Genomic DNA, 20749 nt, shown 5'->3' with positions numbered 1-20749 from the left:
CTACTTTAAATGCTAAAGGTAGCGTAAATTTAAAATCTGCCATGCTACTGATAAGTAGCTCACTATTTCTGTCTGTATCGGCGCATGCGCTTGAACCCATAGATAGCAAGACTATTAATAACTCATCGATTAACACCAGCGCTATCAATCTTGCTATCATGACCGACAATCCTACGATCGTACTTGAGACCAAGAGCATTACCCGAGCGCCCACCAATACACTGATATCCACAACTAACAAAGCTAAAACCGACCAAGCCATCTATTCAGCTGACGCCATTCACCATCCCGTCTGGGCAAAGAATGGCATGGTCGCAACCCAAGAAGCGCTCGCCTCTGATATTGGCTTACAAATTCTAAAAGACGGCGGCAATGCCGTTGATGCTGGGGTCGCGGTTGGCTTTGCTTTGGCCGTGACCCTGCCGCGCGCAGGCAACATTGGCGGCGGCGGCTTTATGATGATTTATGATGCAAAGAAAGGCAAAACGGTCGCGCTCGATTATCGCGAAAAAGCACCAAGCAGTGCCTCACGTGATATGTACTTAGACAGTGATGGCAATGCGGTCAGTGACTTGTCGCGCTTTCATGGATTAGCTGTTGGCGTACCAGGTACCGTAGCAGGACTATTAAAAGCGCTCGATGACCATGGCACCATGAGCCGCGAGCAAGTGATGGCTCCAGCGATTGCTTTAGCTGAAAATGGTATTGAAGTCACGGCGGGCTTGTCAGAATCACTCACCGCATTAACCGATCGCCTGCAAAAATGGCCGAGTACCAAAAAGGTGTTTTTTAAACCTGATGGCAGCGCGTATCAACCAGGTGAACGCTTAAAGCAGCTAGAGCTTGCTCGCTCTCTGAAATTAATTGCTGCACAAGGTGCTGATGGCTTTTATAAAGGGGAGACCGCACGTAAACTTGTCAAAGCAGTCAATGACGCAGGCGGCAATATGAGCGTGCAAGATTTGGCTAATTACGAAGCCATCGCGCGCGCGCCAGTCACAGGCGACTACCGTGGTTATGAGATCGTCTCTATGCCGCCGCCCTCCTCTGGCGGTATCCATATCGTACAGATACTGAATATCTTAGAAGGCTATCCGCTGGGTGACTACGGTCAAAACAGCGCACAAACTATACATTTGATGAGTGAGGCGATGCAACTGGCTTATGCCGATCGCGCTGAGTACTTAGGAGATTCAGATTTCGTTGACGTACCAGCGAGCGGTCTCACCTCTCAAGCATATGCTGATAATTTGCGCCGCTCAATTCACCCAAACAAAGCTACGCCAGCAAATACCATTAAAGCCAGCAACCCACTGCCGTACGAGAGTGATCAAACTACGCATTTCTCTATCGTGGATAAAGACGGCAATGCAATCGCCAATACCTATACGCTCAACTTCTCATATGGCACGGGTCTGGTTGCAGAAGGTACGGGCATATTACTCAATAACGAGATGGATGACTTTTCTGCCAAGCCTGGCACGCCCAATGGTTATGGTCTATTAGGCGGGGATGCCAATGCCGTTGAAGCGAATAAGCGTCCGCTGTCTTCGATGAGTCCGACGTTAGTATTTAAAGACGACAAACCATATATTGTCACAGGTAGCCCCGGTGGTAGCCGTATCATTACTACTGTCACCCAAATCATCTCCAACGTCATCGATCACAATATGAATATCGCTGAGGCCACGCACGCGCCGCGTATTCATGACCAATGGCTGCCCGATGAGATACGAGTAGAAAAAGCGCTCAATATCGATACGGTCAAAAAACTTGAATCTATGGGACATACGGTCAGTCCAAAGGCCGCTATGGGTTCAACCCAGTCCATTATGCTCACGCCAAATGGAATATATGGATCCTCTGATCCGCGTATTGTCGATGCGGGAGTGGTTGGGTATTAAAGATAGCTACTCAAAGTATAATAAAAAGTACCCTCTATTATCAAAAATGTAGAGGGGATTTTTTGGAAGATTTACTTACTTATTTATCCCTTTATGATTCATTTAGCGCCTGTAATCGGTGGCTGTCACCACCAAACAATGCTATCATTAACGACCACATTTAAAACAAATAACCCTATACCTTTACTGACTAATAATCTAGTCAACCTCTTGATAATTATACCATTATCACCTATTTTACTGCTTGCACTTTAAGAGTCTTTTATGGCATTTGTACATCTTGGCATTCATAGCGAATATTCAATTACTGACTCTATCGTCCGTATCAAGCCGCTTGTTAAAGCGGCGGCGGCGGATGATCAGCGCGCGCTAGCATTGACCGACTTATCCAACCTGTATGCGACGGTAAAGTTTTATAAAGCCTGCTTGGGTGCAGGTATTAAGCCGATCATCGGTAGCGAGATCATCATGGATCACGAAGACACGCGTCTAGTGCTACTCGCGATGAATAATGAAGGCTATCAGAACATCACGCGTATTGTCTCGCTTGGTTTTACTGATGGGCGCAGCGATCCTGCCAATCACGGTATTCCTATCGTTAAACGTAGTGACATATTAGCTCATGCGTCAGGCGTTATCGCGCTGTTTACTGAAAAGTCCGATGTTGGTCAGGCCTTGCTTGGCTCCATGCCAGAACGTGCCAATGAGCTAATCACTGAGTGGCAAGAGAAGTTTGATGATCGGCTATACTTTGCCATCAAACGTACCAACCGTTCAGGCGAAGATGCCTTTATCAGCGCCGCTATTCACGCAGGCGCAAAGCATAATATCCCTATTATTGCTCACAATGATGTGCGGTTTATGGCGCAAGAGGATTTTGACGCTCACGAAGCGCGCGTGTGTATCGCAGGCTCATATGTTCTTGCCGATCAAAATCGTCCCCAGCATTATTCAGAAGAGCAGTACCTCAAAACGCAGGCGCAAATGACGCAGCTGTTTGCCGATATTCCACAAGTACTTGATAATACGATACACCTAGCGACACGCTGTAACGTTATCTTAAAGCTAGGTATCAACGTGTTGCCTGACTTTCCTGTGCCTGAGGGCGAGACCATAGAGTCGTTCTTTCGCTCAGAGTCGCAGCGCGGACTTAATAACCGCTTAGATAGGCTATTTCCAGTAGATCAGCGCGCAGATAATTGGGCGGATATCCGTAAGCCCTATGACGAGCGTTTAGAATACGAGCTTGACGTTATCTTATCGATGGGGTTTCCAGGCTACTTCTTAATCGTTATGGACTTTATCCGCTGGGCTAAAGGTAACGGCGTCCCTGTAGGGCCTGGTCGAGGCTCTGGTGCAGGTTCACTAGTCGCTTATGCGCTCAATATCACCGACCTTGACCCTATTCATTATGATCTATTGTTCGAGCGCTTTTTGAACCCAGAGCGGGTCTCGATGCCAGATTTTGATATTGATTTTTGTATCGATGGGCGTGATCGAGTTATTGATTATGTGGCGCAGACTTATGGCCGTGAAGCGGTCTCGCAGATTATCACCTTTGGTACGATGGCGGCAAAAGCTGTGGTACGAGATGTGGCGCGCGTCCAGAGCAAGTCGTACTTTTTGGCCAACAAAATATCAAAACTGATACCCAAAACACCTGGTATCACACTCTCTCAAGCGCTCGAACAAGAGCCGCAGCTCAAAGACCTCATCTCTAACCCTAATAATATGGATTTTGAGGACGCTATTGAGATCTGGGAGATGGCTATTAAGCTTGAAGGGGTATGCCGAAACGTCGGTAAGCATGCAGGCGGCGTATTGATTGCACCCAACAAAATCACCGACTTTAGCGCCATTTATTGTGATGATGACGGTCACCGCGTCAGTCAATTCGATAAAGACGATGTCGAGGATGTGGGACTTGTCAAGTTTGACTTTTTGGGCTTGCGTAACTTAACCGTTATTGATGCTGCGGTCAAAAACATCAATGAGCGCCGCGCGCGCGAAGGTATCAATGCTTTAGTACTAGAAGACTTGCCCCTAGATGATGCAAAAGCTTATAAACTTTTGCAAGAGGCCAAGACCACAGCAGTGTTTCAGCTTGAGAGTATGGGTATGAAAAAGTACCTTGCTAAGTTGCAACCGACCAATATCGAAGACGTCATTGCTATGTGCGCACTGTATCGTCCAGGTCCCCTTGACGCGGGTATGGTGGAGATGTATATCGATCGCAAGCACGGGCGTGAAGAGGTCATCTACGATCATCCCAATCTTGAGCCGATACTTGAGAACACCAACGGCGTTATTGTCTACCAAGAACAGGTCATGCAAATATCACAAGTCATGGCAGGCTATAGTTTAGGCGGCGCGGATATGCTGCGCCGCGCCATGGGTAAAAAGAAACCTGAAGAGATGGCCAAGCAGCGTGATATCTTTGTGACTGGTGCCACCGATCAAGGCATCGATGAGGTCACCTCAGGCGGCGTCTTTGATTTGATGGAAAAGTTTGCCGGCTACGGTTTTAACCGCTCACATTCTGCGGCCTATGGCGTACTTGCCTATCAAACTGCCTATCTAAAGCGCTACTATCCAAGTGAGTTTATGGCGGCGGTACTTACATCCGACATGAACAACACCGACAACGTCGTGTTTTTTATTAATGATTGCCGTGAAAATTTTGGGTTGACGGTGGTTAATCCTTCGGTTAATCGTAGCGCGTGGCATTTTGTCGCGGATACCCCAACTAATATTATTTATGGTCTTGGTGCGATTAAAGGTGTCGGTGAAGGCGCAGTTGAGTCTATTGTCAGCGCGCGCCGTGCAGATGGACCCTTTAAAGACCTTTATGACTTTTGTCGCCGTGTCGATATCAAAAAAGTCAATAAACGTACGCTAGAGGCGCTTATTAGCGCAGGCTGTTTTGATGATTTTGCGGCAACTCTCCGTCCTGACTTGTCAGCAGAGACCGCTTACGAGATTCGCGGAGCGCTGATGAGTCAGTTGCCAAGCGCTGTGCAAGCGGCTGAACAAGACCGTCAAAACAATGAGCTTGGTATGATGGATTTGTTTGGGGAGATGGATGGCGTGGTTGCTACGCCTGCACTCAAAATGACGCCTGAGCTGATTTGGGGGGATAAGCATCGCCTAAAAGCGGAGAAAAACACCTTAGGTCTGTATCTGACAGGTCATCCTATCAACGAGTATCTAGATGAGCTCAAACGCTATACTTCAGGCACAAGACTCAATACATTAGCGGACACAGGTTATAACGGCAGCTGCTATTTTGCTGGTCTAATAATAGATATGGCAAACTTTGGTAATCGTCATGTCATTACCTTAGATGATGGCACCTCAAGGCTTGAGGTTAGTTGTTATGCTGAGCGCTTTAACCGCGTCAAAGAGCAATTGAAAGTTGATGAGGTCGTCATTATCAAAGGCAGCATCCGTGAACGCGACGGGCGCCTATTCGCCCGTCTCGATAATGCCATGAGTATGGTCGATGCTCGCCTGCGCTGGATGAAGAAGATTAGCATCAAAGTCCATGGTAGCGATATTACTCTACTACAGCGCTTGCAGCCTCTCCTCAAAGCGGCACAAGCGGACATTATTCCAGCGCCGCGTGCATTATATAGTGACGATCAAGATCAAAACGATAGTGATCATTATGACCCCACTATGAATGGTAGTTTATATGATGAGAACGGTAATGACTTAATGGCGCTTGGGTCAGGTACGAGTCCAGATTCTATCGATCAAAATAGCTTAAACTATGCCAATCAGGTTTTGAGCAATACCGACGATTCAATAAACGATAATTGTCTGCCGCTCGGTCTTAGTGTTTATGACATCTATGGCATCGCTAACGTCGGGCTGTCTGAGCACTGGCGTGTCTATCCTAATGACGATAATTTACAGCAATTAAGAAGTATGGTTGATGAAGATAGCTTACATTTTCACTTTAGCTAGCTGTTTTTATAGTCAACTTTTATCGTTTATATTATACTATGCATTTTAATTTTTATTGGACACTTAGCCATGGATGACACCGCAAACTTGAGCGCAGGGCACGACTATCTTGACGATGAGATTATAGATGAAGAGCAATTTGAAGACATGCGCGATCTATTAGAAGAAGACTTTGCTGATTTGGTGCAAGTATATTTTGCCGATTGTAGAGTGCGTATAGATGCACTACGTACCGCGATGCAAGCAGATGATAATGCTAACGGTTTTGAGGTTGCTCACGCACTAAAGGGCGCTAGTGCAAATTTGGGAACCACGCAGCTGGTTACTTTGAGTAGTCAGCTGCAAGAAGCCTGCCGGGCTCGGCGTATTAGTGAGCAAGCCGAACGAATTGAGGCTCTATCAGTGGCGTTAAATCGTGCAGAACTTGAAATAAACAAACGACTGGAGATTTAATGGCTCACGACGCTTTAGCCACAACAGCAGAACTTTCTCCCTTTAGTATAAATGACTATCTTGATTGCGTGCAGGTGGTCATGGTCAACACCACCTTGCCTGCCAATATAGGGTCAGCGGCGCGCGCCATGCATACTATGGGACTATCGCGTCTTAGCGTGGTCGACCCTAAACTGCCAGTAGATGATACCAGTGTATCGCACGCAGCAGGTGGCCATAAGATATTATCATCAGCACGCATTGCCCCAACGCTTGAATCGGCTATAGCGGATTGTCAGCTAGTATTTGCTGCCAGCAGCCGTAGCCGCCACTTGCCGTGCCCCGTAGTCACGCCAACCCAAGCGGCCAAGATCATCTTTCATTTTATTGATCAGCAGTCCTTGGTCACTCCTGATGACCAAAGCCTAGATTCCAAAATCTCTAACCCTGTCACTGCCAAAAATAAGCCTAATATCGCTATACTATTTGGTCGTGAAGACCGCGGCTTGACCAATGAAGAGCTGGCGCACGCAGATTATCATATCCAAATTGACGCCAATCCCGCCTACCCTGTGCTAAACGTCGCATCAGCCGTACAAGTTATTGCTAGTTTTATTTATGCTTACGCACAAAATCATCTTCAGGATAAATCAAAGACACCTGATAGCCTTAGTGATACTGCTAGCCTCAGTGGTGCTGCCAATAGTAACGAGCAAAACGACGCTCATCCGATGCTAGATATTTATCTGCGTCAACAGTGGGATGAGCCTGCTATTAGTCAGCAGCAGTTACAGCAGCTCACCGATCGTATCACTACTTTGATGGTCGATCGCGGCCTTGCTAATAGTGAGCATCTAAGATCGCTACCGCTGAGGCTGTCGCGGCTCGGCGCGCGGTTGCAGCTTGATCAAAAAGAATATCAATTGCTCAGTGCACTCATCGCCAAGCTTGCTAAAGAGTAGCTTGTATCATTTGTTTTTATTTTAAAGCTGATGACTAGGTTTTGAATCCCAAAGCTGTTATAACTTTATCATTAGCTTGTGTATTATTTTGCTACTGTTATTGTCGCCATCTATTATTCGATAAAAAAGGATGCCTTATGTCATTCACAACCTTATTTAAATCCTTATCTTGTGTCAAAAAAGAATTAAAAGAAGACATTGAGGCGGTATTCACCCGAGACCCTGCAGCGCGCAATAGCCTAGAGGTGATATTGACCTACCCTGGTATTCACGCGCTTATTTTACATCGTAGCGCTCATTACTTGTGGGAGCGTGACCATAAACTTGCCGCGCGCACCATCTCTTATGGCTCGCGCATTATTACGGGTATTGAGATTCATCCTGCCGCCAAAATCGGCAGACGCTTTTTTATCGATCATGGCGTAGGCGTTGTGATCGGCGAGACCGCTGAGATTGGAGATGATGTTACCTTATATCACGGCGTCACTTTGGGCGGGGTCTCATGGAACGATGGCAAGCGTCATCCGACTTTAGAGGACGGCGTGACGGTCGGCGCGGGCGCTAAAGTATTAGGACCCTTTACCGTTGGCAAAAATGCCAAGATCGGCTCAAATGCTGTAGTTGTCAAACCTGTACCAGAAAACGCGACGATGGTCGGTAACGCGGCACGCATGATCTCTGATTATCATGACGAAAAAGGCAACCCGATTGCGACCAAAGTTAATGATGCTAAGCAACAAGAAAAAGCTGCCAAAGCGGGTACAAAAGAGTCCAATCAAAAACAAAGTACAGCACGTACGACTACTTTTCAAGCCTACGGCATCGATCCCTATTCGCAAGACCCAGTGGCTGAAGCCTTTGCAAAAATGCTCGAACACATTCAGCAGTCTGAGACTCGCCTAGATCAATTGCAAGACGCTATGTGCAAGATAGACCCAAGCTTTTGTAAAAAGGAATACGATAGATTGTGCCTAAAGGATTTGGACGTTATTGGTCAAGATGATATAGATGTCATCGATAATGATAAGCACAAGTAACTTAAGCTGCTCTAGAAGTCACTGACTGCTTAAAAAGATAGTATGATCAATAAGCTTGAGCCATCAGCCTGAGCGTTTGCTGGAGCTTGTCTTGATTACTTTAAGTCCTATTAAGCGCCGAGTACTCTATGTGACATTGTTTGAGATATTTGCGGTCATGCTAACGACCTTTATTCTAGTGGTACTTAGCGGCAGTGATACCCAGCAGTCTCTTATCCTCGCTATTATTATTGCCAGTACTGCTGTCGTTTGGAACTATATTTATAATACGCTGTTTGAGTATTGGGAGCGGCGCAAGCATATTCAAAAACGCACTTTTTTGATTCGTAGTATTCACGCTATCGGCTTTGAGGGCGGTTTGACTGTGGTCTGTTTGCCTCTTTATATGATCTGGTACGGGGTTGGCATTTGGATGGCGTTGACTATGGAGATATCGCTGACCCTTGCCTTTTTGGTTTATACCTTTTTATTTACCCTAGCCTTTGACACTATTTTTGCCCTACCACATCAAACTGCTACTCTCACTGAGCGCTAAATCTCAAAAAGAAGAGTTTGGCTGCTTTAAAAATTCTATTTCCTGCAAAGTTGAGATACGATTTAAGATTTTATTGCGATGCGGGTAGCGATTGAATCTATCGATGATGACTTTGTGTTTTATCTCAGACTCTAGCGTCTTATCTCAGACTCTAGCGTCTGCTGATTGGTATATTCTGCAAATAACGGCTCAGCCTGCTTGTGAATGAGTTTTGATTCGCTATGCATATAGGGCATTAGCACAAACTTTCTAGCGTCTACCTGAGTGAGCTTATCTAATATCCCAGCGGCTACTGCCTCTTGCGCTAAGGCCAGCGCCATCGCATCTTGCGCGAAGGCTTGGGGCGTACCTCGGTAAATATTGCGTGAGAATTGATCTAAAATAATAATTTCGCACAGCCTGCCCTCGATACTACTGCGCCACTCATAAAACTCTGCCGCCAAAGCTTGCTCAAGCACAGCAGAGAAACGTTTAGTCAGCTGCTTATCAAAAGCGACATCCTTTTCAAAAAACTTTTGGCTGCCCACCTTTTTAAAACAAAACTCTAATATCTCCTGATACATTAATGACGCCTTTAATCGATATCACTCTGACTTTAGGTGATCTTAACTTCTATATATCGTTCTTATATTTTTAGACTATTACTGAATAGGAACAAGACCTTTAGGCTTATAAGCCAAAAATTGTTCATAATGGCTTATACTATACCTTATATACAGTTATTACCTCACATACAGTTATTGTAAAATTTGGAGATATCATGGCTCGATTAAATAACAAAGTCGTTATCATTACAGGCGCCGCTCAAGGTATGGGCGAGACTCATGCGCGCTTATTCATTGCTGAGGGCGCTCAGGTAGTGTTGACAGACATCAATGCTGACAAAGGCGAAGCGCTGGTCAAAGAGCTTGGTGATAATGCTTTATTCGTCAAACAAGACGTCACTGACGAGGCGGATTGGCAACAAGTGATAGAGGCTACAATAACTAAGTTTGGTCAAATCGATGTGCTCGTCAACAATGCAGGCATTACCACGCACAAATCGATATTGGATACCTCGGTTGATGACTATCGTAAAATCCTCGAGATCAATCAAGTCTCAGTCTTTTTGGGGATGAAAGCAGTCATCCCAACTATGAAAGCGGCCAAGCAAGGCTCTATCATTAATATCTCCTCAATCAACGGTCTGGTTGGCGGCGCTATTGGCTATACCGATTCCAAATTTGCGGTACGCGGTATGACTAAAGCTGCAGCACTTGAATGCGCGCCCTTTGGCATACGTGTCAATTCTGTGCATCCAGGTGTGATTGCTACGCCTATGATCTCTCAAGGCGATACCAAAGACGCTGTTGAGGCATTTGCTAAGACCATTCCTTTACAGCGCGTCGCTCAGCCGGAGGAAGTCAGTAGTATGGTGCTCTTTTTGGCATCTGATGACTCTAGTTATTCCACTGGTTCAGAATTCATTATTGATGGCGGTTTGACCGCCAAATAGCCTCTGAGTGCAACCATAAATCCCTGTAGTTTGAAGCTTATAAATAACAAGATAGTGTTGAGTAGTTAGATTCATCCGACACTATTTTGCTTATTTCACTTAGCCTGCTGTATTGTTTCTCAAATAATACACTGACTGTTAATTTATACTTACAGGTATTAATGCTTGTTTTTTATAAAACTATGAGTTAACCTCTGTTAATCAGAACCGATACACAAGTTATACAAAGCTACTGATAAAGATAGCATTAAACAATCATTGAGTTATAACTTGTAAGTATAGTCAGCAGCGTTAAAAGATTCTAACAGCGCTCCGCTTAGTACCAAGGATTGGACTAAGCGCTAACGTATAAGTTATAGAGGTATTTATGAATAAGCGTTTATCTGGTTTACTTACCCTGTCAGTTTGTCTGTTTGCAGGCTCAACCTTAGCTATCAATACTAATGCAGCAGAAAGCGCCTACAGTACTTTGTCACAAGACAACAACTCTCATATTGACCGCGTTTTAAGTGAACTTACTCGCCAGCATGATGGTGCTTCAAGTCTTGTCAAATCTGCTCGTCAGCCATCATCTTTAGCCTTAAATAGCTCATTGCTCACTAATGACACCGCACAAGTGAGCCAAGATGATGACGTTTTAGAGCGCCTAACTGCATCCGCTTCTAACTCATTGAGCAAATTTACTCAAAGTGGCCTCGCTTCTTGGTATGGTCGTAAGTTTCATGGCCGCAAAACTGCTAGTGGTGAGACTTTCGACATGAATGCCTTAACAGCCGCGCATCGCTCACTACCGCTCAACTGCTACGTTAAGGTGACCAATAAGACCAATGGTAAAAGCGTTGTGGTAAAAGTTAATGACCGTGGCCCCTTCCATGGTAATCGTGTTCTAGATTTATCTTATGGTGCTGCCAAAAAGCTTGGTATTACTAGCAAAGGCGTCGGCAATGTCTCTATTGAGCGCGTATCTGGACCCTAAGGTTTAAATACATCATCTAATTGCTAAGTATTGACTAATGGTTAAGTACTGCCCATAAAAAACGCCTCATTAATGAATGAGGCGTTTTTTTGCTTAAGTTTTATGCTTGATTAGAACCATTAACCTAGTCATCTATCTCAAAAGCATTTTGGATAGCGTCATCAAGACGCTCAACGGCAATCACATTGATGCCCTTAAACTGAGGCGAGTTCTTGGCAGGCGCATTGGCTTTTGGCACGATAGCATGCTTAAAGCCATGCTTCATCGCTTCTTTTAAGCGCTCTTGACCATTAGGTACTGGACGTATCTCACCTGATAACCCCACCTCCCCAAATACCGCTAATGAGGAAGGCAAAGCGCGCTCTTTGATGCTAGAGGCGCAAGCGAGTAGTACTGCCAAATCAGAACCTGTCTCTATGACTTTGACACCGCCGACGACGTTGACATACACATCTTGCCCACTAGTATGAATACCGCCATGTCGATGCATGACCGCAAGCAGCATAGATAAGCGCTGAAAGTCCAAGCCTAGCGCCATACGCCTTGGCTGCCCTTGTGAGTCATCAACCAGCGCTTGCACCTCAACCAGCAGCGGACGCGTACCCTCACGGCTCACCATGACCACAGAGCCTGCTACAGGCTTATCGTAACGGCTCAAAAATATCGCTGATGGGTTCGCCACTTCCTTAAGCCCCATATCAGTCATACCAAAGATACCCAGCTCATTGACCGCGCCAAAACGATTTTTGACCGCGCGTATCATCCGAAAGCGCGAATCAGACTGACCTTCAAAGTACAGTACCGTATCAACCATATGCTCAAGCACACGTGGCCCTGCCAGCGTGCCTTCTTTGGTTACGTGACCGACTAAGAATAGCGCTGTGCCTGTCTGCTTAGCATAACGAGTTAAGATCGCTGCCGACTCGCGGATTTGGCTTACGCCACCTGGTGCTGAATTGATCGCGTCGGTGTAAATAGTCTGTATAGAGTCGATGATTGCGATAGCTGGCTGCTCTTGAGTGAGCGCGGCGCATATCGTCTCGACATTGGTCTCAGCGAGCACTCGAAGACGATCTGCGGGTAGCTCTAAGCGTTTGGCACGCATAGCCACTTGCGCTAAGGACTCCTCGCCTGTGACGTATAACGCGCTACCTGCTAATGAGTCAGCACGCGCCATATTGGTCGCTGTCTGAAGCAAAATAGTTGACTTACCGATACCAGGATCGCCGCCGATAAGCACTACCGACCCTGCTACTAAGCCGCCGCCAAGTACGCGATCAAACTCACTTATACCAGTAGGCAGACGCGTATCTAGCGTCACACTGACCGCATTGAGCGGCATCACTGCGCTATGAGTCCCTGAATAGTTGCCGCCAGTGGTCGTACCATTAGGGGGATGGCGCGGCGCGGCTCGAGGCGCACTTTTTGCGCTAGCTTTGTTGTGATGCGGCATACTAACATTTGGTGCTTCGACCAAACTGTTCCACTCTGAGCAGTCAGAACACTGACCTGCCCATTTACCAAAATGCGCGCCGCAACCTTGACAGACATAGCTGCTTTTGTTTTTTGCCATAAAGGATAAGCCTTATTTAGCTTACTTTAAGTCGTACGTGGTAGCGTACGAATGTCAGTTAGCATGAACGGGGAGCTTTAATAAATAGAATCAGACGGCTAAATAAGCGTCTTTATAGAAGATGACTATACGAAGTCGATGGTTATAGGGCTAATGGTCACAAAGGCATCCATTAGACTCTAAAGTCTTTACCTAAATATATCTCTTTAACCAGCTCATTGTTCAATACCTCATCTGAGGTACCCTCAGCGATAATAGCGCCTTCAGAGACAATATAAGCCTTTTCGCAGATAGCAAGCGTGTCACGGACATTATGATCGGTAATTAATACGCCGATACCACGATTTTTGAGTGCTAAAATCACATCTTTGATATCACCGACTGAGATCGGATCAACGCCAGCAAAAGGCTCATCTAATAAGATAAATTTAGGATTAGCCGCCAGTGCTCGAGCAATCTCGCAGCGACGACGTTCACCGCCTGACACGCTCATACCAAGAGAGCTGCGCACCCCTTCTAGATGGAACTCTTTGATCAGTTTTTCAAGCTCTAAGCGCTGCTCGCTGGCACTTAATTCACTGCGCGTTTGCAGAATTGAGAGGATGTTATCTTCGATAGATAATTTGCGAAATATAGACGCCTCTTGCGGCAAATAACCGATACCCGCACGCGCACGCTCATGCATAGCGTATTTGGACAAGTCCATCTTACCTAAAGTCACGCGGCCTTTATCCATGTTGACCAAACCCACCACCATATAAAAGCTGGTAGTCTTGCCCGCGCCATTTGGGCCCAAAAGTCCAACGACCTGTCCTTGCTCCACTGAGAATGAGACGTCTTTTACCACCCAGCGCTTGCCGTAGCGCTTGCCAAGGTTCTGCATCACTAAGCGCGCGTGTGGTGCTAAGCTTGTAGGCGATTGAACTAGCGACTTAATCGATGCGTTGTCGGCAAGTGTATTATTCATATAGTACTCAGACTCAAAGGACGTAAGGTTTAGATATCAGCCTACTAGCGCACGCCGCGCTGACTGGTGTTATTGTTTGGCGGTAGTATCAGCTCAACGCGTTGGCTATTGCCAGCGGTGGCCTCAACATCGCCCGCCTTTAGGCTGTAGCGAATGACGTTACCTGCAAAGCTAGCCCCGTTTTGATTGAGCTTAGCATTACCAGTTAAAGTAATAATACCAGTTACCGCGTTGTAATCGATCTTGTTACCTTGGCCTTTTGCCAGACCTTTATCAGCAGTGATCACTTGTTGCATCGTCGCAGGTCGACCTGTAGCCACCGCTGAATTGATACTACGCTGCTCTGATAGATTAACCGTAATATCATCAGCAGTTAGTTTGAGCGTGCCTTGGGTAATAATGACGTTACCTGAGTAGCTAGTGACCCCAGTACGCTCGCTATAAGTGGCCTTATCTGCGAGTAGCTTGATCGGCTGATTGGCATCTGATGGCAAGGCATGACTGTATAAAGGCAAAGCTAAAAGCATAATCATAGGTAAAGCGCGGACGCCATACAAGACTTGTGTTATAGCGATCGAAGACGCGTACAAAGCGTGCTGTTTATTATTCATAAAAGGGTCTCTTGTTATTGTCGTTGCAAATGCCTTAGTAAAGTGTCACATCATTGCATTTTTACATTATTGCATTAAGGTTCTAAAACAGCGCTTTATCTTGACGCTCAGACGGGGTAAAAGTTACTGCTACTTGACCAAACTCATACTCGCCGGTTTCAAGATTAGCAGTCATGCTTGAGGCGCTAAAGCGGTTCATGCCCTGCTCGACCTTGACAGGCTCATTGCTATAGACTTGGCGCGTTTTAGTATTACCCATGAGTGTTTGACCTGTGACCTTGATGGGTTCGATATCAGAGGTGCTTTTTTCTTCGCTCACCAAGCTAAAACCGCCACCTAAACGTAGATCACCACTTTGCTGATTGATAGCGGCGCTACCTGCTTCAATCAGATAGCGCTGCTCATCAGAGGGCTGCCAATTCATAGTGATCCCAGACATCTCATCTTGATTGGTCTTAGGATTATGGGTCAAGGACTCAGCGCTAAGCTCATACTCTGTTTCGCCCTCATTATTGGTTTGCACCGCTTTGATATCAGTGGCCTCATAATCTACATCAGTCGCTTCAATATTAACAGGCGGCGTAATCTCCCCTTGTTGCTGAAAAAACCAACCGGCAATGCCTGCGATAATAAGGGCTAGGACAATAAGAACACGAGTATTCACGATAAATCATCCTGCGTCTGATCTAATGTATAGTGCGCGATAAAGTCCTGATAATGTCCATGACCTTTTAGAATGAGATCACAGACTTCACGTACCGCGCCAGTGCCACCCGTTCGCGTTGTCACCATGTCACTACGATTAACCACCTCTGAGTGAGCATTGGGAACCGTCGCGGCAAAGCCTACTGTTTGCATGGCTTTGATATCTGGCAAATCATCACCCATGTAGGCGCAATCAGCGGTCGTAATATTAAGGGCAGGATCTAACATATCAAGTAGCTCATTTAACGCCACAAGTTTATCATCACGGCCCTGTACGACATATTTAACACCCATCTCTTTTGCCCGTTTGTCTACCATAGGGCTACTACGGCCTGTGATAATGGCTGTTAGTATGCCATAGCGTGATAGCGATTTGACTCCAACGCCATCTTGTACCGAAAATGCTTTAGTCTCAATACCATTGGCGTCATAGATAATTTGTCCATTAGACAAAATACCATCTACGTCCATTATGAGGAGTTTAACTTGGCCTGCTTTTTTTGTTAGATCTTGCATAATCTGTCTCTCATAGTTCAATGAATCTTATAGCTCAATAAGTCTTGTAGCTCAATAAGTATTGAAAAAATACTTCTTTATTTGACCCCAGCTTGCAACAAATCATGAACCGTTATAATGGCTTGCAAATGATCATCATCGTCCATGACTAACAGCTGACTAATACCCTTCTCATTCATAACGCTAAGAGCGTCTGAGGCGCGCATAGTTTTGCTAACCTGGCGTGGATTTGTCGTCATCACCTCATGTATAGGTACGGATAAATCAAGACCCCGCTCAAGCACGCGGCGCAAATCGCCATCGGTGAATATACCGACGACCTTTTGCTCATCATCAGTCACTACTGTCATACCCAAGCGTCCGTGAGTCATCGTAAATAGCGCTTCACGTAGCACTGATTGCTGATTGACGAGTGGCAATTGATCAATTGAGGTATGCATCAAATCCTCTACTCGCGTTAGCAATTGGCGACCCAGCGCGCCTGCAGGATGTGATAAGGCAAAGTCCTCTGAGGTAAAGTTGCGCGCATGAACCAAAGCCACTGCTAGGGCATCACCGAGCGCCAAAGTGGCAGTCGTGCTCGAAGTAGGTGCTAAATTGAGCGGACAAGCTTCTTGTGACTTACCAAGGGTCAGAATGATATCAGCGGCACGTGGCAACATACCTCTATGGTCGCGGCTAATACTAATGAGCGGAATGCCCAAACGCTTGACCACAGGTAATAGCATCTTAATCTCATCTGACTCGCCAGAGTTTGAGATGGCAAGCAAGACATCGCCTTGCACTAGCATACCTAGATCGCCATGACCGGCCTCACCTGGATGCATAAAGAACGCAGGCGTACCTGTCGAGGCAAAGGTCGCCGCTATCTTACGGCCAATCAGACCCGACTTACCCATGCCCGTTACTACCACGCGGCCTTGAGAGGCTAAAATAACGTCGCAGGCCTGTGCAAATCTCGAATCTATTTGTTCTGCCAACAAAGTCAGCGCTGATTTTTCAGTATTAATCGCCTCAATAGCAGCGTTGATAAATTGCGCGTGCGTGGTATTGTTAGTCATATATTCGCTCAATGCCTGTCAAATTTTATAAGTCACTGTTTTTGTAAGTTACTATCTTTATAAGTCACTATCTCTAAAAGGACTTTTTTAAAAGAGTTATCTATCTTACTATATTCTACTCATATGTAGTAAATCATCGTTAGCAATACTTTTATAAACAGCTAACTGGCCGTACAAAACCTTATTAAGTCCTACCTTGATGCAAAAAGACCTACTTAGTAGTAGGTCTTTGAGAAGTTATTATGATATCAATTAGCTATCACTAGCGTCATCGTTTTTATCATCACTACTGGTATCTTGAGGTGAATTTTCAAAACCACGATCTTGACCAAAGCCTCCTCGCTCAAAACCACGATCTTGACCCTGACCGAAGTTACCACGCTCAAAGCCGCGATCTTGACCTTGGCTAAAGCCGCCACGATTAAAGCCGCTACGATTTGAGGCAAAACCGCGATCTTCAAAACCGCCACTAGGATTAGCAGCGCCAGTATTACTGTTACTACGCTCAAAGCCACTACTTGCGCCGCCACCTTGGTATCCAGTACTTGAGGCGCCACTTGCGGTGGTTCCTGTAGTCGTTGTCCCTCTAGGGTTACGCGCAGGTACGACTGTTGAGATAGCGTGTTTGTACACCATTTGACTGACAGTATTCTTTAGCAGTACAACATATTGATCAAATGATTCTATTTGGCCTTGTAATTTAATACCATTTACCAAAAAAATTGACACAGGAATGCGGTCTTTACGTAGTGAGTTCAAAAACGGATCTTGTAAGGTTTGTCCTTTTGACATGAGGTCTCTCCTAGATAATATAATTATTTTTAATAGTCGTTATCGGTTTTAATACTATGAGTTCTAATACTACAATTTTTAGATTTAGTACTACAAATATTTATTAAATGTATCTACGCAAGCTTAAACGATTACTTTTATGACAGTAAACAATTCTGTTAACTACTTGTTTATTATAGTCTTTTTACGCAGTATTGATTACCACTCCTAAATTATAACAGCTATCTATTTTAGATTTTGCAACTTATTGTGATTGATTCCTTTATGTATGGTTAACCGTTTGACATCGCATGCATTGTTTATGATAAGAAATACTCTCTTGCCTGCGTCATAGTCGCGAAGGTCTGGTTTTGAATAAGACTATCTGGTTTATCTAGAGCGCTAGCAGTAGATAATTGCGTAAGTTTACGCAGCCAAGTGTATTGACGTTTTGCCAACTGACGAGTGGCATACAGAGATTTGTCTTGCATCTGCTTGTAGGCAAACGCTTGTTGAGTTGAAGCGTTGTCAGTCTGCGCCGCAAAAGTTTTATAGAATAACTCAAGGTCTAAATGCGGTAGCTTGAATACAGGGTGTTTGGTGTGTACCAGATACTCAAGCACTTGCCGATAGCCCACGCAGCGCATCGATGGCATATCAGGCGTCAACGTATAACGCTCTAATAGGTCGATGACCTCATCAACCAGTCCCTCATTCCACATGACATCTAAGCGCTGAGCGATACGCTGATGCAGCCAAGGACGATCTGGCAGGACAAATAAGGCATGCCAGTTCTGCTGCTCGTTGTGCGCTAATGCTAGTTTAGGTTTGCGTTGCCACTCACTAAGCGGGATATGGGTCTGCTCGTAAATCTCAATTGCTCGCGTAATACGCTGAGTGTCATTGGGTTTTAGGCGCTGATGACTAACGGGGTCTATTTTAGCCAAATACTCATATAACACTTTTATGCCTGCATCTTGTCGCCACTTTTCGACCTGTGCACGTGTCACATCGCTGCTATCGGGTATATCAGAGAGCCCTTCTAGCAGCGCCATGTAATACATCATCGTGCCGCCTACTAACACAGGGATTTTGCCATGTTGATGGCAGCGAGCGATGAGTTGCGCCACGTCATCTACAAACTCGGCGACACTATAGCTTTGCGTCGGATCGATAATATTCACTAAGTGATGCGGATAATGGGTGAGCTCCTCATTAGTAGGTTTTGCGGTGCCGATGTTCATATCACGGTATATAAGCGCTGAATCAACCGAAATTAGCTCAAAACGCTTGGTATCATACAGCTCATACGCTAATGCGGTTTTGCCGCTCGCAGTCGGCGCCATTAAGCAGATGACGCTATTATCATTAAGCTTAGACGATGAACTAGAAAAGGACGATGACATGGACAACCTTGTGATTAAAAATACTATTAATGCTATTGGAGCGACGTTGTAGGAGCTGCTAATAATAGCGTAAGCAGATGTGAGGTGTTGATAGCCCTGATGGCAAAAGACTTAAGTATATAATCAATATCTACGACAAATGCGTGCAGATCTGGCGCTGCTATCTGCTTAGCAACTTGGTTTAGATGCTGATTGATGGTGTCTGCTGTACTGATAGAATCTGAACGGGTAAACCAGTTTGAATCAAATAGAGCATTGATATGCGTATACCAGTCTTGCTCGCTAATGAGTAGCAACTGACCTTGATGAAACAAGAGCAGCCAAGGCAATGTCTTGTCGTCGTTATCTTCAAACTGCCAATTATCCTTTGCATCATGAATGACCTCCAAACACAGTGGCAAACTCATACGTTTATCTAAATGTACTGCCAGATCGATACTCTGATTATCAACACTTAATGATGTATCACTATCGTCATCATAAATATTCGTTTTTGCTAATGGATAATCATGATTTATAACAGGATTATTATTGATAGTAGGCGATGCGCTATATTGATCTATAGGTGCTTGTACCAAATAAGCGGACTGTGAAAATGGTTTGGTATTAGCTGAGTTGTTCATTGTAGACAGATTAGTTGCTAGAGCGTTAGGTGGTGGCAATCGGCTCAATGTCGTTTGAACCACATGACCTAAATGCGCAAGTATATTGTTCAAAGGACTAATCTTAATCCGCTGCTTGGTCGGATGCACATTGAGATTTAACCACTCACAAGGCAGCTCAAAATACAGCGCATAGTGAATGCTATCGCACCCTGCACTTGATGCAATTTGCTTGAGCTGATTACTAATCAGCGAGTCTTTGATCAAACGCCCATTGACATATAGTAGCTTAGGCAGACCTGCCGTCTTATCTTGATTGGGCCAAATCCAGCCACTGATTTTTGCCTCGCTGAGCCTTTTGTCATCTGCTATGTGCTCAGATTTGGTACTCGATTGCGACACCAGATTGCTCAAATCGACTCGTATCTCTAGCGCTTGATCCTTAAGCGATATGCCTAGAGCTTGCTCCAATCTTGGCAGCGGCAGTAGATTACCAATAGTGTACTCAATACCGCTATCGATAGTACTAGCACCTAGATGTAAGCGCTTTTTTTGATCGTGATAAAGCGTCAGTGTTATATCGGCGCAGGCGATAGCCACCTCGCGGACAATAGTTTCAATATGCATAAATTCAGTAGCTAGCGACTTTATATCACTGCGCCGCGCAGGAACATTAAAGTAGAGGTCTTTGACGGTAATCGTTGTACCGCGCTGATGCACCACTGGCATAAGTTTGGGCGTATCAGCTAATACGCCTGCTACTTGCAACTGCCGACCGATACCACTGTCATCATGACTACTGCTCAATGTGAGCCGCGACACCGCAGCCGTTGCCGCCAGCGCTTCACCGCGAAACCCAAGCGTGCTGATACCATGCAAATTGGCAATATCAGCCACTTTGCTCGTCGCATGACGCGTAACCGCCATGATCATATCATCAGGATGAATGCCACTGCCGTTATCAATGACTTCTATCATGCCCATACCGCCTTGAGTGATGCACACCTCAATATGAGTAGCACCCGCATCGACAGCGTTCTCAAGTAACTCCTTAACCACAGCGGCTGGGCGCGTGACGACCTCACCTGCTGCTAGTTGGTTAATGAGCAGTGGTGATAGCTTTTTGATACGTGTGCTTAAGCGGTTATCTGACATAGTAAAAGCTTTAGAGATCCATTTTAAACTTTGGAAATTAATTGAAAAGATTAAGAGCTAGATAGGATACGG

General features: G+C 45.5%; 17 protein-coding genes and 1 pseudogene. 8 read left to right on the top strand and 10 right to left on the bottom strand.

Translation table 11 applies throughout. The features are described from left to right. Nucleotides 1-41 precede the first annotated feature (41 nt). The 6 genes from ggt (at nucleotide 42) to ACR64J_RS05710 (ending at nucleotide 8839) form a co-directional block, all read left to right on the top strand. Nucleotides 42-1904 (top strand): gamma-glutamyltransferase, encoded by a 1863-nt coding sequence (gene ggt / locus ACR64J_RS05735; protein ID WP_435951029.1) that lies wholly within the window; start codon nucleotides 42-44, stop codon nucleotides 1902-1904. 264 nt (nucleotides 1905-2168) lie between these two features. Then, entirely contained in the window at nucleotides 2169-5873 is a 3705-nt protein-coding gene (gene dnaE, locus ACR64J_RS05730) for a DNA polymerase III subunit alpha (protein WP_435950907.1), read from the top strand. A 69-nt stretch (nucleotides 5874-5942) separates the two neighbouring features. Beyond that, entirely contained in the window at nucleotides 5943-6326 is a 384-nt protein-coding gene (locus ACR64J_RS05725) for an Hpt domain-containing protein (RefSeq protein WP_435950906.1), read from the top strand. After that, nucleotides 6326-7267 carry an RNA methyltransferase gene (locus ACR64J_RS05720; RefSeq protein ID WP_435950905.1) on the top strand — a complete coding sequence of 314 codons (942 nt, stop codon included), beginning with the start codon at nucleotides 6326-6328 and terminating at the stop codon, nucleotides 7265-7267. The genes ACR64J_RS05725 and ACR64J_RS05720 overlap by 1 nt, the downstream gene beginning before the upstream one ends. 137 nt (nucleotides 7268-7404) lie before the next feature. Then, entirely contained in the window at nucleotides 7405-8304 is a 900-nt protein-coding gene (cysE, locus tag ACR64J_RS05715; RefSeq protein WP_435950904.1) for a serine O-acetyltransferase, read from the top strand. Between the two features lie 55 nt (nucleotides 8305-8359). Beyond that, nucleotides 8360-8839 carry a PACE efflux transporter gene (locus ACR64J_RS05710; RefSeq protein WP_435950903.1) on the top strand — a complete coding sequence of 160 codons (480 nt, stop codon included), beginning with the start codon at nucleotides 8360-8362 and terminating at the stop codon, nucleotides 8837-8839. Between the two features lie 3 nt (nucleotides 8840-8842). Here ACR64J_RS05710 and ACR64J_RS05705 read toward each other — a convergent pair. Next, a pseudogene (locus ACR64J_RS05705) lies at nucleotides 8843-9402 on the bottom strand (DUF924 family protein). A gap of 197 nt (nucleotides 9403-9599) precedes the next feature. On the opposite strand from ACR64J_RS05705, the gene ACR64J_RS05700 reads away from it, so the two are divergent. Next, a complete protein-coding gene (locus tag ACR64J_RS05700) occupies nucleotides 9600-10334 on the top strand; it encodes a glucose 1-dehydrogenase (protein ID WP_435950902.1) in 735 nt (244 codons plus the stop codon). A 367-nt stretch (nucleotides 10335-10701) separates the two neighbouring features. After that, a complete protein-coding gene (locus ACR64J_RS05695) occupies nucleotides 10702-11310 on the top strand; it encodes a septal ring lytic transglycosylase RlpA family protein (protein ID WP_435950901.1) in 609 nt (202 codons plus the stop codon). Between the two features lie 124 nt (nucleotides 11311-11434). On the opposite strand, the gene radA is transcribed toward ACR64J_RS05695, so the two are convergent. From radA to mutL, 9 genes are all read right to left on the bottom strand, one after another. Beyond that, the gene (gene radA / locus ACR64J_RS05690; RefSeq protein ID WP_317199365.1) at nucleotides 11435-12883 is read right to left on the bottom strand and encodes a DNA repair protein RadA; all 1449 of its coding nucleotides are present in this window, start codon (nucleotides 12881-12883) and stop codon (nucleotides 11435-11437) included. A gap of 172 nt (nucleotides 12884-13055) precedes the next feature. Then, nucleotides 13056-13766 (bottom strand): LPS export ABC transporter ATP-binding protein, encoded by a 711-nt coding sequence (gene lptB / locus ACR64J_RS05685; protein WP_317199475.1) that lies wholly within the window; start codon nucleotides 13764-13766, stop codon nucleotides 13056-13058. Between the two features lie 128 nt (nucleotides 13767-13894). Further along, nucleotides 13895-14383 (bottom strand): lipopolysaccharide transport periplasmic protein LptA, encoded by a 489-nt coding sequence (gene lptA, locus ACR64J_RS05680; protein ID WP_317199474.1) that lies wholly within the window; start codon nucleotides 14381-14383, stop codon nucleotides 13895-13897. A 160-nt stretch (nucleotides 14384-14543) separates the two neighbouring features. Continuing rightward, the gene (lptC, locus tag ACR64J_RS05675) at nucleotides 14544-15125 is read right to left on the bottom strand and encodes an LPS export ABC transporter periplasmic protein LptC (protein WP_435950900.1); all 582 of its coding nucleotides are present in this window, start codon (nucleotides 15123-15125) and stop codon (nucleotides 14544-14546) included. Then, nucleotides 15122-15682, bottom strand: coding sequence for a KdsC family phosphatase (locus tag ACR64J_RS05670; RefSeq protein WP_435950899.1), 561 nt, complete (start codon nucleotides 15680-15682; stop codon nucleotides 15122-15124). Before ACR64J_RS05670 ends, lptC begins: the two co-directional genes overlap by 4 nt. 77 nt (nucleotides 15683-15759) lie before the next feature. Continuing rightward, nucleotides 15760-16743, bottom strand: a complete 984-nt coding sequence (locus ACR64J_RS05665; protein WP_435950898.1) for a KpsF/GutQ family sugar-phosphate isomerase — start codon at nucleotides 16741-16743, stop codon at nucleotides 15760-15762. A gap of 252 nt (nucleotides 16744-16995) precedes the next feature. Next, on the bottom strand, nucleotides 16996-17535 hold the full coding sequence (hfq, locus tag ACR64J_RS05660) for an RNA chaperone Hfq (RefSeq protein ID WP_435950897.1): 540 nt from the start codon (nucleotides 17533-17535) through the stop codon (nucleotides 16996-16998). Nucleotides 17536-17834: 299 nt separating this feature from the next. Continuing rightward, nucleotides 17835-18920, bottom strand: a complete 1086-nt coding sequence (gene miaA, locus ACR64J_RS05655; protein ID WP_435950896.1) for a tRNA (adenosine(37)-N6)-dimethylallyltransferase MiaA — start codon at nucleotides 18918-18920, stop codon at nucleotides 17835-17837. Between the two features lie 32 nt (nucleotides 18921-18952). Further along, a complete protein-coding gene (gene mutL / locus ACR64J_RS05650) occupies nucleotides 18953-20677 on the bottom strand; it encodes a DNA mismatch repair endonuclease MutL (protein ID WP_435950895.1) in 1725 nt (574 codons plus the stop codon). Nucleotides 20678-20749 lie beyond the last annotated feature (72 nt).

Source organism: Psychrobacter sp. DM8, from assembly GCF_051307025.1.
Taxonomy (GTDB): Bacteria; Pseudomonadota; Gammaproteobacteria; order Pseudomonadales; family Moraxellaceae; genus Psychrobacter.
This window is presented reverse-complemented; position numbering and strand designations above follow the sequence as displayed.

Coding starts and splice junctions, on each gene's coding strand:
- ACR64J_RS05725 (WP_435950906.1), top strand. CDS start 5,943: ATGGATGACACCGCAAACTTGAGCGCAGGGCACGACTATCTTGACGAT.
- ACR64J_RS05665 (WP_435950898.1), bottom strand. CDS start 16,743: ATGACTAACAATACCACGCACGCGCAATTTATCAACGCTGCTATTGAG.
- lptA (WP_317199474.1), bottom strand. CDS start 14,383: ATGATTATGCTTTTAGCTTTGCCTTTATACAGTCATGCCTTGCCATCA.
- ACR64J_RS05700 (WP_435950902.1), top strand. CDS start 9,600: ATGGCTCGATTAAATAACAAAGTCGTTATCATTACAGGCGCCGCTCAA.
- lptB (WP_317199475.1), bottom strand. CDS start 13,766: ATGCAGAACCTTGGCAAGCGCTACGGCAAGCGCTGGGTGGTAAAAGAC.
- miaA (WP_435950896.1), bottom strand. CDS start 18,920: ATGTCATCGTCCTTTTCTAGTTCATCGTCTAAGCTTAATGATAATAGC.
- dnaE (WP_435950907.1), top strand. CDS start 2,169: ATGGCATTTGTACATCTTGGCATTCATAGCGAATATTCAATTACTGAC.
- ACR64J_RS05695 (WP_435950901.1), top strand. CDS start 10,702: ATGAATAAGCGTTTATCTGGTTTACTTACCCTGTCAGTTTGTCTGTTT.
- ACR64J_RS05670 (WP_435950899.1), bottom strand. CDS start 15,682: ATGCAAGATCTAACAAAAAAAGCAGGCCAAGTTAAACTCCTCATAATG.
- hfq (WP_435950897.1), bottom strand. CDS start 17,535: ATGTCAAAAGGACAAACCTTACAAGATCCGTTTTTGAACTCACTACGT.
- ACR64J_RS05720 (WP_435950905.1), top strand. CDS start 6,326: ATGGCTCACGACGCTTTAGCCACAACAGCAGAACTTTCTCCCTTTAGT.
- radA (WP_317199365.1), bottom strand. CDS start 12,883: ATGGCAAAAAACAAAAGCAGCTATGTCTGTCAAGGTTGCGGCGCGCAT.
- mutL (WP_435950895.1), bottom strand. CDS start 20,677: ATGTCAGATAACCGCTTAAGCACACGTATCAAAAAGCTATCACCACTG.
- cysE (WP_435950904.1), top strand. CDS start 7,405: ATGTCATTCACAACCTTATTTAAATCCTTATCTTGTGTCAAAAAAGAA.
- ggt (WP_435951029.1), top strand. CDS start 42: ATGCTACTGATAAGTAGCTCACTATTTCTGTCTGTATCGGCGCATGCG.